This window comes from Streptomyces sp. CB02261, assembly GCF_001905665.1.
GTDB lineage: Bacteria > Actinomycetota > Actinomycetes > Streptomycetales > Streptomycetaceae > Streptomyces.
The window spans coordinates 14,596-27,798 of the sequence record NZ_LIVX01000004.1 but is presented as its reverse complement, the minus strand read 5'-3'; the positions used below and the strand labels follow the sequence as shown (position 1 = coordinate 27,798).

Annotated in this window: 15 protein-coding genes; 2 read left to right on the top strand and 13 right to left on the bottom strand. The window is 72.2% G+C overall.

Annotated features, from left to right (window positions below):
* Window positions 1-43: 43 nt before the first annotated feature.
* The 10 genes from AMK29_RS13510 to AMK29_RS13465 form a co-directional block, all read right to left on the bottom strand.
* Window positions 44-622, bottom strand: a complete 579-nt coding sequence (locus tag AMK29_RS13510; RefSeq protein ID WP_073812295.1) for a Dps family protein — start codon at window positions 620-622, stop codon at window positions 44-46.
* Window positions 623-707: 85 nt separating this feature from the next.
* Window positions 708-1,226, bottom strand: a complete 519-nt coding sequence (locus AMK29_RS13505; protein ID WP_073812293.1) for a DoxX family protein — start codon at window positions 1,224-1,226, stop codon at window positions 708-710.
* 5 nt (window positions 1,227-1,231) lie between these two features.
* The gene (locus AMK29_RS13500) at window positions 1,232-1,894 is read right to left on the bottom strand and encodes a hydrolase (RefSeq protein ID WP_073813744.1); all 663 of its coding nucleotides are present in this window, start codon (window positions 1,892-1,894) and stop codon (window positions 1,232-1,234) included.
* Window positions 1,895-2,161: 267 nt separating this feature from the next.
* A complete protein-coding gene (locus tag AMK29_RS13495) occupies window positions 2,162-3,514 on the bottom strand; it encodes an MFS transporter (RefSeq protein WP_073813742.1) in 1,353 nt (450 codons plus the stop codon).
* Between the two features lie 101 nt (window positions 3,515-3,615).
* Complete coding sequence (locus AMK29_RS13490; RefSeq protein ID WP_073812290.1) at window positions 3,616-3,975, bottom strand: ArsR/SmtB family transcription factor; 360 nt, start codon at window positions 3,973-3,975, stop codon at window positions 3,616-3,618.
* Between the two features lie 67 nt (window positions 3,976-4,042).
* A complete protein-coding gene (locus AMK29_RS13485; RefSeq protein WP_198942237.1) occupies window positions 4,043-4,237 on the bottom strand; it encodes a hypothetical protein in 195 nt (64 codons plus the stop codon).
* Between the two features lie 127 nt (window positions 4,238-4,364).
* Window positions 4,365-6,089 carry an acyl-CoA dehydrogenase family protein gene (locus tag AMK29_RS13480; RefSeq protein ID WP_073812288.1) on the bottom strand — a complete coding sequence of 575 codons (1,725 nt, stop codon included), beginning with the start codon at window positions 6,087-6,089 and terminating at the stop codon, window positions 4,365-4,367.
* Window positions 6,090-6,179: 90 nt separating this feature from the next.
* Window positions 6,180-6,833, bottom strand: a complete 654-nt coding sequence (locus AMK29_RS13475) for a PadR family transcriptional regulator (protein WP_073812286.1) — start codon at window positions 6,831-6,833, stop codon at window positions 6,180-6,182.
* Between the two features lie 140 nt (window positions 6,834-6,973).
* The gene (locus AMK29_RS13470) at window positions 6,974-9,313 is read right to left on the bottom strand and encodes a M4 family metallopeptidase (RefSeq protein ID WP_073813741.1); all 2,340 of its coding nucleotides are present in this window, start codon (window positions 9,311-9,313) and stop codon (window positions 6,974-6,976) included.
* Window positions 9,314-9,759: 446 nt separating this feature from the next.
* On the bottom strand, window positions 9,760-10,500 hold the full coding sequence (locus tag AMK29_RS13465; protein WP_073812283.1) for a class I SAM-dependent methyltransferase: 741 nt from the start codon (window positions 10,498-10,500) through the stop codon (window positions 9,760-9,762).
* A gap of 120 nt (window positions 10,501-10,620) precedes the next feature.
* Here AMK29_RS13465 and AMK29_RS13460 point away from each other — a divergent pair, with 120 nt between their 5' ends.
* Together AMK29_RS13460 and AMK29_RS13455 are read left to right on the top strand one after the other, a co-directional pair.
* On the top strand, window positions 10,621-11,007 hold the full coding sequence (locus tag AMK29_RS13460) for a VOC family protein (protein WP_073812280.1): 387 nt from the start codon (window positions 10,621-10,623) through the stop codon (window positions 11,005-11,007).
* A 23-nt stretch (window positions 11,008-11,030) separates the two neighbouring features.
* Entirely contained in the window at window positions 11,031-11,435 is a 405-nt protein-coding gene (locus AMK29_RS13455; protein WP_241845352.1) for a hypothetical protein, read from the top strand.
* Between the two features lie 22 nt (window positions 11,436-11,457).
* Here the strand turns inward: AMK29_RS13455 and rpsR are convergent, their stop codons facing one another.
* From rpsR to AMK29_RS13440, 3 genes are all read right to left on the bottom strand, one after another.
* The gene (gene rpsR / locus AMK29_RS13450; protein WP_073812277.1) at window positions 11,458-11,694 is read right to left on the bottom strand and encodes a 30S ribosomal protein S18; all 237 of its coding nucleotides are present in this window, start codon (window positions 11,692-11,694) and stop codon (window positions 11,458-11,460) included.
* A gap of 71 nt (window positions 11,695-11,765) precedes the next feature.
* Window positions 11,766-12,917, bottom strand: coding sequence for a CobW family GTP-binding protein (locus AMK29_RS13445; RefSeq protein ID WP_073812275.1), 1,152 nt, complete (start codon window positions 12,915-12,917; stop codon window positions 11,766-11,768).
* Window positions 12,917-13,162 carry a type B 50S ribosomal protein L31 gene (locus AMK29_RS13440; protein WP_073812272.1) on the bottom strand — a complete coding sequence of 82 codons (246 nt, stop codon included), beginning with the start codon at window positions 13,160-13,162 and terminating at the stop codon, window positions 12,917-12,919. The genes AMK29_RS13445 and AMK29_RS13440 overlap by 1 nt, the downstream gene beginning before the upstream one ends.
* Window positions 13,163-13,203 lie beyond the last annotated feature (41 nt).

Sequence of the window (13,203 nt, the reverse complement as noted above, 5' to 3'; positions counted from 1 at the left end):
AGGGGTTCTCCTTCTGGGGGTCTACGAACGTCGTACGTGTCCATCAGCCGCGCACCAGAGGGGTGTCCACCAGGTGCTCGGCCAGGAACCACACCTGCGCCTCGCCGGTGCGGACGACGTCGGAGACGAGCAGGTCGGCGCTGCCCTCGTCGCCCTCTCCGGAGAGCCGGGCGGCGGCGTCCCGGGCGTCGATCAGGATCCGCTCGTGCGCGTCGAGGAGCCGCGACAGCATGACGGGCACCGGCTCGACGCCGTCCGGCGGCCGCGGGATCGCCGTCAGTTCCGCGACGTGGCGCGGGTCTCCGACGGCGACGCCGCCGAGGCTCTGGATCCGCTCGGCCAGCGCGTCCACGATGGCCAGCTGGGCCTCCGCGTGCTTGTCCAGCATGAGGTGGAGCGAGTAGAAGGTCGCCCCGCGCATGAGCCAGTGGTGCTTCTTGTAGAGCGAGTGGAGGATCTGCGTGTCGGCGAGGACGCGGTTCAGCCGCTGGCACGCGTACATGCGGGTGTCGTGGCCGAGGCCGATCGGCAGCTGCTTGAGCGTGCCGAACGCCTGGGTCTCGGCGCCCTTCTGGTGCAGCAGCGGCTGGCCGCCGCCGTGCGGGGTCGTGAGGGTGTCCATCGGGTGTCCTGTTCGGGAGAGGGAGGGGGAAGGGCCCGGCCGCCCGGTCGGGGGTACGCGGGCGGCCGGACCCGGTCTGCGCGGCTCACGCTCGGCGGTCGGCGGTCGCCGGGGCTGGGGCTGGGGGCCGGTGCAGGACGAGCCGGGTGAGGAGTCCGCTGCCGAGACCGGCCACGAGCGCGAGGGCGGCCCACCACAGCGGGTACGACATGAGGCCGAGGACCGCGTCGAGGGACCAGGCGCCGGGGCCGGTGGCGGCCAGGGCGGCGGCGGTGCCGATGAGGACGAGCGGGTACTCGTAGCCGTCGTTCTGCACCCAGAGCCCGTGGCGCCATTTCACGGTGAGCGCGACCGTCATGACGCCGATGGCACCGGTCGCGGCGAGCGGGGTCAGGAAGCCGGCGGCGAGCAGCAGACCCGATCCGATCTGGCCACCGCCCGCCGCCAGCGCGGTGAGGGCTCCGCCGCGGAAGCCGTCGGCGCGGAACTCCTCCGTGCCGCCCTCGAGTCCCCTGCCGCCCAGGTGTGAGCTGATCTTCTGCACGCCATGGCCGGCGACGAGCAGGCCCACCAGCAGACGCAGGATCAGAAGGCCGGTGTCCAAGGAGGTCAGCCGGCCGCGTGGGCGCCGATGACGCTCTGCGCGTACACGACGCCCAGGCCGTAGGCGCCCGCGTGGGCCTTGACGATCTCCATGACCGCGCCGTACGTCTCCTGGCGCGCCCAGTCGCGCTGCAGTTCCAGGAGCACCTGCACCCACGTCACCGGCACCGCGCCGGCGGCGACCATCCGCTGCAGCGCGTGCTCGTGGGCGGCCGGGCTGACGCCACCGGAGGCGTCGGAGACCACGTACACCTCGTATCCCTGCTCCAGCGCGGAGAGCGCGGGCAGCACCAGGCAGACCTCGGTCCACAGGCCGGACAGGATGATCTTCCTGCGTCCGGTCGCCTTGACCGCCGCCACGAGCGCCTCGTCCTCCCAGGCGTTCATGCTCGTACGGTCGATGGCCTCGTTCTCGGGGAACACCTCGGCGAGCTGGGGCAGCAGGGGCCCGGAGAACGACTCGGCGGCGACCGTGGTCAGGACGGCCGGCACATCGAACGCCCGAGCCGCCTTGGCAAGACCCACGGTGCTGTTGATGATCGCGGCGCGGTCACCGCTCCCGGTGCCGAAGAACATCTGCGGCTGGTGGTCCACGAAGAGCATGACCGAGTTGTCGGGCGTGAGCAGATCCTTGCTCGGGGCGGCCTGCACCTGGGTGATGTCGAACATGAGGGTCCTCTCGAAGCAGTCGGTGACGTGCCCGCCGCCTCCGCGGCTCGGCACTTCTTCACGCTACGAGCGACCGGACCGACCGGGTTGACCCCCTGCGCCCAGGGGTTGGCACGACGGCGCACAACGGCGTCACCCTGACGGCTTCGATGACGAATCGTCACCACGGGGAGGGCGGAGGGAGACGCGGGTGCCGTCGTTTCGTGACGGCTCCGCACCTGCCGAGGAGGAGACCTTCGGAGAATCCCGCCGGTGTGAACGGACCCCTCAGGCCGCGGACGTCTCCCGGCCGGCCCCCGGCGCGGGCCACCGACGGTGCAGGGCGTCGATGTGGAAGGGGTGACGGTGACCCCGCCCCGTGACTCCGGCGAGGTGCGGATGGTCCGGGGCCAGGTCAAGGTGTACGTGTTCCAGCTCGGCCGGGTCCTCGCGGGGCCAGAGTCGTACGGCGGTCACCGCGGCGGCGGACGCGAGCGCGGCCAGCACCGCCGCCGAGACGGCGAGCCCCGCCCGGGCGGCGAGCCAGCCCGCGAGCGGGTAGGTGAGCAGCCAGCAGGCGTGGGTGAGGGAGAACCGGGCGGCGAACGCGGCGGGCAGGTCCGGTGCGGCGGCCGAGCGGCGCAGCAGGCGCCCGCCGGGCGTGAGGATCGCCGAGGTCGCGGCCCCGATCACCAGCCACGTGCCGAGGAGCGCCGGCCATGACAGCGCCCCCGCCCCGAGCCCCGCCGCGAACACTCCCAGGGCGGCGGCCGTCACGAAGGCGGCGGGCAGCATCAGGGCGCGGTCACCCAGCCGCCCGAGGACCCGGGGCAGCGCCAGGGCGACGATCATCGACCCCGCCCCGTACGCGCCGAGGGCGAGGGGGACGTCTCCGGGTGAGCGGCCCAGGGTGTCCCGGACGAGGACGACCGTGTTCACCAGCACCATGGCGCCGACGGCGGCGACCGCGAGGTCGAGGGCGAGCAGGGCGCGGAGCCGGGGCGTGGCGAGGAACAGCCGGGTCCCGAAGGCCGCCTTGGCGTACACACCGCCCGTGCGCTCCACCGGCTGCGGCTGCGGCAGCAGGACGGAGGCGACGAGGACGGCGGAGGCGACGAAACCGGCGGCGGTGCCGGCGAAGAGCCGGTCGTACGGGACGAGGGCGAGCAGGGCGGCGGCGAGCACGGGGCTGAACAGGCTCTCCAGGTCGTAGGCGAGCCGGGACAGCGACAGGGCGCGGGTGTAGTCGTCCTCGTCGGGCAGGATCTCGGGAACGGTCGCCTGGAACGTGGGGGTGAAGGCGGCGGACGCGACCTGGAGCAGGAGGATCAGGACGTAGACCTGCCAGACCTCGGTGACGAACGGCAGCACGAGCGCGACGCAGGCCCTGGTGAGGTCCATCGTGACGAGCAGCGCCCGCCGGGGTATCCGGTCGGCGAACGCGCTGATCAACGGGGCTGTCCCGACGTACGCGACCATCTTGACGGCCAGCGCCGTGCCGAGGACGGCCGAGGCGTTCCCACCCGCGAGGTCGTACGCGAGCAGGCTCAGCGCGACGGTCGCGAGACCGGTGCCGACGAGGGCGACGACCTGAGCGGCGAAGAGGCGCCGGTAGGTGCGGTTGCGCAGCACGGACAGCATGGAGGCCATCCCCCGGTCGGCTACAGGGATGCCTCCACCGTAGCCAACATGTGCACAGGTGCGCATCTATTGATGTGTCGAACCGGGTCCGACGGCTCGGTTCAGTCGTGCCAGGGCTCGCCGCTCACCTGGTGGTCGGCACGGCTGATGGCCTCGACGACCAGACGCCGCAGGTGCCCGTCCGGCAGCGAGTAGACCACCCGGCGGCCCTCCTTGCGCGACTCGACGAGCCCTCCGAGCCGGAGCTTGGCCAGGTGCTGGCTCACCGCCGGCCGGGCCGCGCCGACCGCCTCGGCCAGGGCCGTCACGTCCGACTCCGCCCGGGTGAGCAGCCACACCAGATGCAGCCGCGTGGCGTCGGCGAGCAGCGCGAACACGCCCGCCGCCAGGACCAGCTCGCGAGGTCCGGGGGTGCGCTGATGCGTACCGGTCGCAGCTGGGGGCGTGTCGCGTGGGGGCATGGGGCAAGGGTAGGCCTGCCGGGCGGGGCGGGGCTCCTCCACCGGGGAGGAGCCCCGCCCCGCGGGGTCATGACCGCGGGAGGTCCAGGACGCGGATGTCGTCGTGGTGGATGGCACGCGTCGGCACGTCACCCTGTTCGAGGGTCTGGCCGGGGCGGTAGAGGCCCCACCTGAGGTAGCCGAAGGTGGTCGGGTTCACGGGGTGGAAGGTCCGGACGTTCTCGTACGCCTTGCGCAGCGTGTACCGCGTCTCGCCGAGCATCCGGGTCGAGACCCGGTCCGAAGGGTGGGCGCCCTCGTCCCCGAACGATCCGGCCCGACGAGAACGGGTGGCACAGCGCAGTGCCGTGCCACCCGTCGCCCCACCCGAGGCGGGACCGATCGAAAGATCAGGGCGTCATCTCGTACGCGCCCGACAGGGCCTCGACGTGCTGCCAGACGCGCTCCGAACGCGCCTCGTCGACGACCGGGCGCCTGACCGCGCCGAGCGCCCAGTGCTGCTGCTGCTCCGTGGCGGAGTCCTTGCCGTGCAGCTCGACGGCGTGCGCGGAGAAGTCGCGGACGAGGACGGCGAAGAGCTCGTCGAGCACGTCCGCGTCGAGGCCGGTCAGCGCGGCCTGCTCCAGGACCAGCTGGCCGTGGACGACGAGCGCGAAGAGCTGGCCGACGGCGAGGAGCAGGTCGAGGTCCCGGCTCTGCTCCTCGTCCGGAGCGGCCTTGACGACGAACTCGCAGAGCGCGTCGGCCTGTTCGCGGAGGCGGGCGACGTTCGGCAGGTGGCCGTACGCGTCGTAGGCGGCGCGCCAGTCGTGGAAGCGGACGGAGCCGAGGCCGCGGGCCGGCCCCTGGCGGAACAGGAAGGTGTCGTCCGCCGCGTCCAGACGGGTCGGGACGGGCTCGTACGCGACCGGGTCGAGCAGGTGGTTGCGCAGGAACTTCAGGATCAGCGCCAGGTTGACGTGGACCGTGCCCTCCAGCTTGGGCAGTCCGCGGATCTCCACGGCCGCCTGGGCGAAGTAGTTGTCCTTCTCGAAGCCCTTGGCGGCGATGACGTCCCACATCAGGTCGATGACCTTCTCGCCCTCCGTGGTCACCTTCATCTTCGTCATCGGGTTGAAGAGGAGGTAACGGCGGTCGTCGGGACCGGCGGTGCGGAAGTAGTCGACGGCGCGGTCGCTGAACAGCTTCATCCCGACGAGCCGGACGTACGCGTCGGTCAGCTCGCGCCGCACGTGCGGGAAGGCGGTGACGGGCCGGCCGTACAGGATGCGGTTCTGCGCGTGCGTGACGGCCTCGTACATCGCGTGCTCGCAGATGCCGATCGAGGCGGTGCACAGGTTGAACTTGCCGACGTTGACGGTGTTCAGGGCGGCGTCGAAGGCGGCCCGGCCGGTGTGCAGCACGTCCTCGGCCGCGACCGGGTACTCCTCCAGGCGGAACTCGCTGACGTACTTGGAGGAGTCGACGACGTTCTTGACCACGTGGTACGCCGGGTGGCGGCTGTCGGCGGCGAAGAAGACGTACGCGTCGGGGCCCTCGACGTCGGTGCGGCGGCCGAAGACGGAGACGAGCCCGGCCGCGTTCCCGTTGCCGATGTAGTACTTGGAGCCGGTGGCGCGGAAGCCGCCCTCGCCGTCGGGCTCCAGGAGCATGTCGGTGGAGTAGATGTCGGCGCCGTGGGACTTCTCCGAGAGGCCGAAGGCGAACACCTCGCCCTGGCGGAGGAGTTCGGCGGCGCGGGTGCGGGCGGCGGCGTTGTCGCTCTGCCAGACCGGGCCGAGGCCGAGGATGGTGACCTGCCAGGCGTACCAGTAGTCGAGGCCGTAGAACCCGAGGATCTCGTTGAGGGCGGCGATGCGGGCGGTGTCCCAGCGCTTGTCGCCCTCCTGCTCGCCGGCGGCGGAGGACGGCGTCAGGAAGGTCGCGAAGAGTCCCTCCTCGGCGGCGAAGGCGAGGAAGTCGCCCAGCCAGGCCCGGCTCCGGTAGTCCTCGATGATGCGGCGCTTGCCGCGCGCCTCGAACCAGTCGACGGTGGCGCGCAGCAGCCGACGGGTCTCCGGGTCGAAGTGCGCCGGGTCGTAGGTGTGCGGGTTGAACAGCAGCGGGTCGGCCATGAGGTCCGCCTTTCCGGCTCGGGGTGAGGGTGGTGGTTCGGGATGTTCAGGGCTGGGGGGCCGGACCCGGGCGAGGGCGGCCGGGACGGTTCAGGACCGGGCGGTCCGGAACCGGGCGAGGGTCGCCAGGACGTCGTCGAGCCAGGCGATCATCATCCGCTCGTACGCGATGCCGCCGCGGAGCACGGCGTGCTGGAGCTCCCGCTCGGCGTCGAGGGGCCGCTCGACGCCGCTCTGCCCGCCGGAGTCCCGCGGCTCGTCCACGTCGGGCGGTGTGTCGGTGACCCGCGGGTCGTCCCCGTCCGGCCGTACGTCCTCGGGAGCGGGCGTCCCGAAGTCGCGGGCCTCGCCGGCGAGGTAGCGGGCGAGGCGGTCCGTGTGGGCCTGCCGGTGCCGCTCGACCTCGCCGATCAGGGCGGCCGGGTCGTCGAAGGCGGCGCCCCTGATCTTCACGGCGAGGTCGTGCCGCACGCTCTCTGGTTCGATCGGCGCGTGCAGCCACGCGGAGAGCGCGTCCCGGCCGGCGGCGGCGACGGAGTACTCCTTCTTGTCCGGGCGCCCGTGCTGCGGCACGTCCCGGACGTCGACCCAGCCATCGCTCTCCATGCGCTTGAGCACGCGGTAGATCTGCTGGTGGGTGGCGGTCCAGAAGTACCCGATGGACCGCTCGAAGCGCCGGGCCAGCTCGTATCCGGACCCGGGCTTCTCGAGCAGGGAGACAAGGATCGCGTGGTCGAGCGCCATGCGCCCGATCCTGCTATGCACCTCGTTGCATAGCAAGCCCGCCCCGGTGAGACGCGGCTCACGCGGCGAGAGCGCGCTCGACGGCCGGGAACGCGGAACGCCCGGCCGGGTGAGCCCGGCCGGGCGTCAGCGGGAGCAGATCAGGGGTTGACGGTGAGGGCGACGTCGTCGATGACGAAGGAGGTCCGGTACCAGTTGTCCTCCGTGCCCGTGAACTTCAGGGTGACGCTCTTCCCGGCGAAGGCGGACAGGTCGACGGTCTTCTTCACATAGCCCTCGGTCGCGTCCAGGTTGGAGAACGCGGCCACGGTGGTCGTGTTGGCCTGGACCGTCAGCTTGTCGCGCGCCCCGGTCGCGTACTCGTCGGTGGTGACGTGCTGCCAGTACGTCAGGGTCGCTCCGCAGCCGGCCGGGAGGGTCACCGTCTGGGAGAGGGTGTCGGTGCTCGTGTAGCCGCGGCCGTTCAGCCACGCCCTCCACGTACCGGTGTGCGCCGCCGGCTTGTAGTAGTTGTCGATGACGCCGTTGCTGGCGGTCCACACGGTCCTGCCGGACTCGAAGCCGGGGTTGCCGAGCAGCTGCCTCGGGTCGCAGGGGCCGGGCGTGTAGATCTTCCAGGTGAACGTGGTGGTGCCGGTGGCGTTGGTGGAGTCCTTTACCGTGACCGTGACGTTGCTGGTGCCGAGCGTGGTGGCGGTGCCGGTGATCTTGCCGGTGGAGGCGTTGATCGACAGGCCCGCGGGCAGGCCGGTGGCCGAGTAGGTCAGCGTGCCGGGGTTGGTGCTGGTGGCCTGGATCTGCAGGCTCGCGGCGCCGTTGACCGCCGTGTACTGGCTCTCCGGGTTGGTGACCGTCACGCCGAGCACGATGCGGGGACCGACGTTGACGGCGGCCCAGGCGTTGGTGGCGTTGTTGTACGTGGGGCTGTATATGCCGTAGAGGTCGGCGGCCGCCTGGAGGGTGGCGGTGCGGGCGCCGGCGTAGGTGGTGGTGGAGGTCATGTAGGTGGTGAGCGCCCGGTACCAGATCTTCGCGGCGGCGTCGCGGCCGATCGCGGTGACCGGAAGTCCGTCGGAGGTGGGGCTGTTGTAGCTCACGCCGTTGATCGTCTTGGCGCCGCTGCCTTCGGACGCCAGGTAGAACCAGTGGTTGGCCGGGCCGGACGAGTAGTGGACGTCGACGTCCTTGATCCCGGAGTACCAGAAGTCCTTGGAGGCGCCGTCCTTGCTCGGCTTGTCCATGTAGCGCAGCGGGGTGCCGTCGCCGTTGATGTCGATCTTCTCGCCGAGCAGGTAGTCGCCCGCGTCGGAGGCGTTGTTCGCCCAGAACTCGACCGCGGTGGCGAAGATGTCGGAGGTGGCCTCGTTCAGGCCGCCGGACTCGCCCGAGTAGCGCAGGCCGGCGGTGTGGGAGGTCACGCCGTGGGTCATCTCGTGCGCGGCGATGTCGATCGAGGTGAGCGGCTTGGCGTTGTTGTCGCCGTCGCCGTAGGTCATGCAGAAGCAGGAGTCGTCCCAGAAGGCGTTGACGTATTCGCTGCCGTAGTGGACGCGGGAGTAGGCGGCGACGCCGTCGTTGCGTATGCCGTTGCGGGCGTGGACGTTCTTGTAGTAGTCCCAGGTCAGCTGGGCTCCGTAGTGCGCGTCGACGCCGGCGGTCTGCCGGTTGGTGGGCAGGCCGTTGCCCCAGACGTTGTCGGCGTCGGTGAACAGCGTGCCGGTGCCCGAGCCGCCGCCGTTCAGGTCGTAGGTCTTGTGACCGCCGCGGGTGGCGTCGTTCAGGGTGTAGCTGCTGCCGGACCCGGCGGTGCCGATGGTGACCTGGCCGCTGTACTGGCCTGTACCGGTGCCGTTCATGACCGCCTGGTACTCGAAGAGCCTGGCACCGGTGGTGGCGTCGGTGATCACGTGCAGCTCGGAGGGGGTGCCGTCGTGCTGCAGCCCGCCGACCACGGTCTCCCAGGCCAGCACCGGCTTCCCGGAACCGGCCCAGACGACCTTGCGCACCGACTCGGCGGTCGGGGCCGTGGCGCCCTCGGCTCCGGCCCGGGCCACCGCGGCGGCCTCGGCCGACTCGGCGCTCCTGGCCGCGGTGGTGGACGCCACCGTGATCGTCGAGGTGGCGCTCTTGGTGACGCCCCTGACCTTGCCGTTCGGGGCCGTGTGGACCACCAGGTCGCCGCCGAGGACCGGCAGGCCGGCGAACGTGCGCTCGTAACGGGAGTGCACGCTGCCGTCGGCGTCCTTGGACACCGTGCGCGGCAGCAGCGCCTCCTTCCCGCCGAGGCCCAGGGCCTTGGCGGTGGCGGCGCGGGTGGCGTGGGCGTCGGCCAGCAGCGCGGCACGCTCGGCCGGGCTGAGCTGGAGCGGCAGGGCTCCGGAGCGGGCCTGCGCCGGGGGCGCCGGAGCCTGGGCCGGGGTGACGGCGGTGGAACCGGCGTCACCGGCGCTGGCGTGGGCGGGGAGCACGACGGCCACCATCGCGGCGCCCGCGAGGAGCGCACCCGCGGCCAGGGCTCTGTGGGGGAGGAAACTCAACGAAACTCCTTCTGCTGCGGCCGAGGGTCTCGGCCGGGGACAGCCGGCTGTGGGGTCGGTACCGGCTGAAGAGTCGTGAAGCGTGTGACCCCCGCGTAGTGCGCAGGGGTTGGCACAGCCCTCGTGCGCGTTTCGCGCACGAGAACTGGCGAAAGATTGTCAGAACTGAGCCTGGCATGTCACTAGTGCGCAGAAGGAGTTAACAAACGCGCAGCATGGGCGGGATGCGAACGGGACGCAGAGGCGGGGCCGTTCACCGAGATCAGGCCCATGACGCCAGTGCCCTGCGGGAGTTGACCCCATCGATCGCGGCGTCAGCGTCGGACTGAGCACGCTGAGCTACTGACACAGCGGCCGCAGTCGGCCCGCGGGCCGCGACACGGCGCCGATCAGGCGCGGCAGCGGAGCATCTGCAGCGGCGGGTTGGCGTGGAAGTCGGCCCAGAAGTCCGCTCCGAACGCGCGCAGGCCGGCCTCCGACACCGTCAGGGGGACCCAGGTCAGGTCGGTGAAGCCGGCGGCCCGCAGCGACGTCTCGTAGACCTCGCGGCGCGGCCTGTTGGCGACGAAGGAGACCGGCGGGTCGAGCAGGGCCGTGATCCGGACCCGGGGGCCGGTCTCGGCCTCCTCGCCGGTGAGTTCGCTGCGGAAGCCGTACTTGTCCGGGGTCGGCCCGTCGAAGCGGAAGTCGGGCGACTGGTTGAGCACGAAGAACTCGCCGCCCGGCTTCAGGTGCCGGTGCGCGTTGCGGCACATCCGCTCCGTGGTGGCGCGGTCCTCGGCGTAGCTCAGCAGTTGGACCGCGAGCGCGATGTCGAAACGCTGCCCGAGCGGGCGCAGTTCGGCGACGTCCCCCACGTCGTAGCGCACGCCCAGCGGCGCGCTCTCCTCCAGTCGCCGCGCCACGGTGACCATCTCCGACGAGATGTCGATGCCGAGGACGTCCGCGGCACCGCGCCGCCGGAACTCCCGGCTGTAGAAGCCGGTGCCGGAGGCCAGGTCGAGGATCGACCTGCCGCGCACGTCCCCGACCAGGGCAAGGAAGCCCGGCACCACCGCGAACCGCTCCAGCGGAAGGGACTTGAAGCCCTCGTACGCCTCACCGATCTCGTCGTACTGTTGCGTGACCACCGTGTCGTCCTCCTGTACCGCGTCCGGGTCGGGCCTGTGACGGGCAGTCTTCCGCCGCCCGGCCGGGCCGTCGTACTGACGGAAACCACGAAGATGCCTGAGAAAACGGGAGAATCCACCATGCGTGTCACAGCCTTCGACCACCTCGTGCTCAACGTGAGCGACGTCGACCGGGCTCTCGACTTCTACACCGGCCCCCTGGGCCTCCAGCCCGAGCGCGTCGAGGAGTGGCGGGCCGGCAAGGTGTCGTTCCCGTCGGTGCGCATCGACGAGAGCACCGTCATCGACCTGTTCTCCCGCGACCGGGGCGAGTCCAACGTCGACCACATCTGTCTGGTCGTCGACCCCCTCGACTGGCAGGAGGTCATCGACTCCGGGACGTTCGACGTCGTCGAGGGGCCCGTCCCGCGCTGGGGCGCGCGCGGCTCCGCGCAGTCCGTCTACGTGCGGGACCCGGACGGCAACACGGTCGAGCTCCGCTGGTACCCGCAGGACGCGGGCAGCTGACCGGCGCGTGCTATGAAGGCCCGATGACCCCGATGACATGGACAGAGGGCCGGCGGGTGCGCCTCGCGGCCGACCTCAGGGTGGGCGGCGCGGTCACCCTCGCCGAGAGCGCCCCGGCGGAGGCGGACACCTCCGTCGGGACGCTGTTCCTCGCCGCGGGGACCGGGGGCACCGTCGTACGGGTCGACCGGCTGGAGAAGGCCCCGGGCCCCGACGTCCGCGAGTACGAGCGGCTGCACGCGCTCCTCGCCGACTTCGGCCACCAGATGCCGCCGGGGAGCAGGCAGCAGCTCGTGGAGCAGGTGGCGGCGCTGGAGCCGGCGTGGACCGCGTACCAGGAGGAGCAGCCGCGGGCGACGGTCCGCGTCCGCCTCGACAACGGCTTCGTCCTCGCCGACGCGCGCGAGGACCTGTTCGCCCCGGAGTGAGCCATCGGGCTCCCCCGGCGCGTCAGCGGCTCGCGTACGGCAGCAGCGCCATCTCGCGCGCGTTCTTGACGGCGGCGGCGAGGGCGCGCTGCTGCTGGGCCGTCACCCGGGTGACGCGTCGGCCGCGGATCTTCCCCCGGTCGGAGAGGAACTTCCGCAGCAGGTCGGTGTCCTTGTAGTCGATGTACGTGATGCCGGCGGCGTCGAGCGGGTTGGGCCGGGGCGCGGCGGGGGTGCGGGGGGCGTGGCGTCGGGCCATGGTGCGTTCTTCCTTGCGGGTACGGAGCCGGGCGGACGGGCCCGGCGGACGGGAGGTCGGGCGGACCGGGGTCAGGCGGCGTCGAGGAGGGCGTCGAAGGCGGCGGGCAGGTGCTTCCACCCCTCGCGTCCCGCTCCGTACTCCGCGTCCGTCAGCAGGCAGGAGTCGAGGAGCCGTTCGAGGCCGTCCCGGTCCAGGCCGGGTGAGGTGAAGACGAGGTGCTGGCAGCAGTCGCCGTGCTCGGGGTGCCAGTCCAGCGCGGCCGCCGCCCTGCGTACGGGAGGGACCATGTCCCAGGCCGCGTCGGGCAGCGACGCCAGCCACGGGCCCGCGCTCTCCACGCACAGCGCTCCGCCCGCCGCGTCCCACGCGAGCAGCGTGTCGGGGCGGTCGGCGAGCCAGAAGCGGCCGCGGCTGCGGGCGGCGGCGCAGCACAGGTCTTCGAGTGCCTCGTAGAGCCGCTCGGGGTGGAAGGGCCGGCGGCGGCGCCAGACGAAGGTGGACACGCCCGCCTCGTCGGCCTCCTGGGGCAGCAGCGCGCACGCCGGGTGCTGCGCGGCGGCGGCGGCCTCGACGTCGACGCCGGCGAGCGCGGCGCGGGCGAGTTCGACGGACGCGGCCGGTACCTGACGCGCGGTGGGGTGCAGCTGCGCGAGGAGGGCGCGGTCCTCCTCGTCGGCCTCCTCGCTGTCGACGACGGCGAGCACGGGGGCGTACTCCAGCTGGCGGGCCCAGGTGTCGCCGACGGTCCGCCGGTCGGTGGGGGCCGCCGCGAGGCCGGTGTCGGCGAGGTCGTCGCCGTTGGCGAGGTAGGGCAGGACGAGCGCGGGGTCCACGGCGGTGATCACGCCCGTCAGCGCCAGCCGGTCGCCGCCGTGCCCGGCGACCACCTCGGCCATGGCCTTCGGTTCGACCGAGTCCCACAGCTCGACCACGGCGAGGCGGGTCAGGCCGCCGTCGGCCATCCGCCGGAGCTCGGGGACCAGGTCCTCGCGCAGGGCGCAGCACGCGCAGTCGTTCACCAGGGGAGTCTCCCCCTGGCTCAGGGTGCCGGTGGCGTCGCGGATCAGGCGGAGGACGGTGCCGTCGGGCGCGTCGGACAGGTCGTGGTGGAGCGCCACGCTCCCCGGCACGGCGGACAGGAGGCGATCGACGACCTGCGTCCTGGCGTCGGCGTGGAGACCGGCGACGATCACCACGGGCATCTGGTGAGCGTGGTCCATCAGCGGGCTCCGTAACGGCGCTCGAAGCGCTCGACGCGGCCGGCGGTGTCGAGGACGCGCGCGGTGCCGGTGTAGAAGGGGTGGCTCGCCGAGGAGATCTCCACGTCGACGAGCGGGTACGTGACGCCGTCCTCCCACACCACGGTCTTGTCGCTGGTCATCGTGGAGCGGGTGAGGAACGCGGTGCCGGAGGCGGAGTCGCGGAAGACGACGGGGCCGTAGGCGGGGTGGATCCCGGGCTTCATGGCAGGCCTTTCGAGGGAGCGGGGACGCAACAGCGGCAGTA

What these genes read in the sequence shown, in the direction of transcription:
- AMK29_RS13445 (WP_073812275.1), bottom strand. Translation starts at nt 12,917, where the DNA reads ATGGACCACGCTCACCAGATGCCCGTGGTGATCGTCGCCGGTCTCCAC.
- AMK29_RS13480 (WP_073812288.1), bottom strand. Translation starts at nt 6,089, where the DNA reads ATGGCCGACCCGCTGCTGTTCAACCCGCACACCTACGACCCGGCGCAC.
- AMK29_RS13490 (WP_073812290.1), bottom strand. Translation starts at nt 3,975, where the DNA reads ATGCCCCCACGCGACACGCCCCCAGCTGCGACCGGTACGCATCAGCGC.
- AMK29_RS13500 (WP_073813744.1), bottom strand. Translation starts at nt 1,894, where the DNA reads ATGTTCGACATCACCCAGGTGCAGGCCGCCCCGAGCAAGGATCTGCTC.
- AMK29_RS13470 (WP_073813741.1), bottom strand. Translation starts at nt 9,313, where the DNA reads ATGGTGGCCGTCGTGCTCCCCGCCCACGCCAGCGCCGGTGACGCCGGT.
- AMK29_RS13455 (WP_241845352.1), top strand. Translation starts at nt 11,031, where the DNA reads ATGACCCCGATGACATGGACAGAGGGCCGGCGGGTGCGCCTCGCGGCC.
- AMK29_RS13485 (WP_198942237.1), bottom strand. Translation starts at nt 4,237, where the DNA reads ATGCTCGGCGAGACGCGGTACACGCTGCGCAAGGCGTACGAGAACGTC.
- AMK29_RS13495 (WP_073813742.1), bottom strand. Translation starts at nt 3,514, where the DNA reads ATGCTGTCCGTGCTGCGCAACCGCACCTACCGGCGCCTCTTCGCCGCT.
- AMK29_RS13460 (WP_073812280.1), top strand. Translation starts at nt 10,621, where the DNA reads ATGCGTGTCACAGCCTTCGACCACCTCGTGCTCAACGTGAGCGACGTC.
- AMK29_RS13510 (WP_073812295.1), bottom strand. Translation starts at nt 622, where the DNA reads ATGGACACCCTCACGACCCCGCACGGCGGCGGCCAGCCGCTGCTGCAC.
- AMK29_RS13475 (WP_073812286.1), bottom strand. Translation starts at nt 6,833, where the DNA reads ATGGCGCTCGACCACGCGATCCTTGTCTCCCTGCTCGAGAAGCCCGGG.
- rpsR (WP_073812277.1), bottom strand. Translation starts at nt 11,694, where the DNA reads ATGGCCCGACGCCACGCCCCCCGCACCCCCGCCGCGCCCCGGCCCAAC.
- AMK29_RS13440 (WP_073812272.1), bottom strand. Translation starts at nt 13,162, where the DNA reads ATGAAGCCCGGGATCCACCCCGCCTACGGCCCCGTCGTCTTCCGCGAC.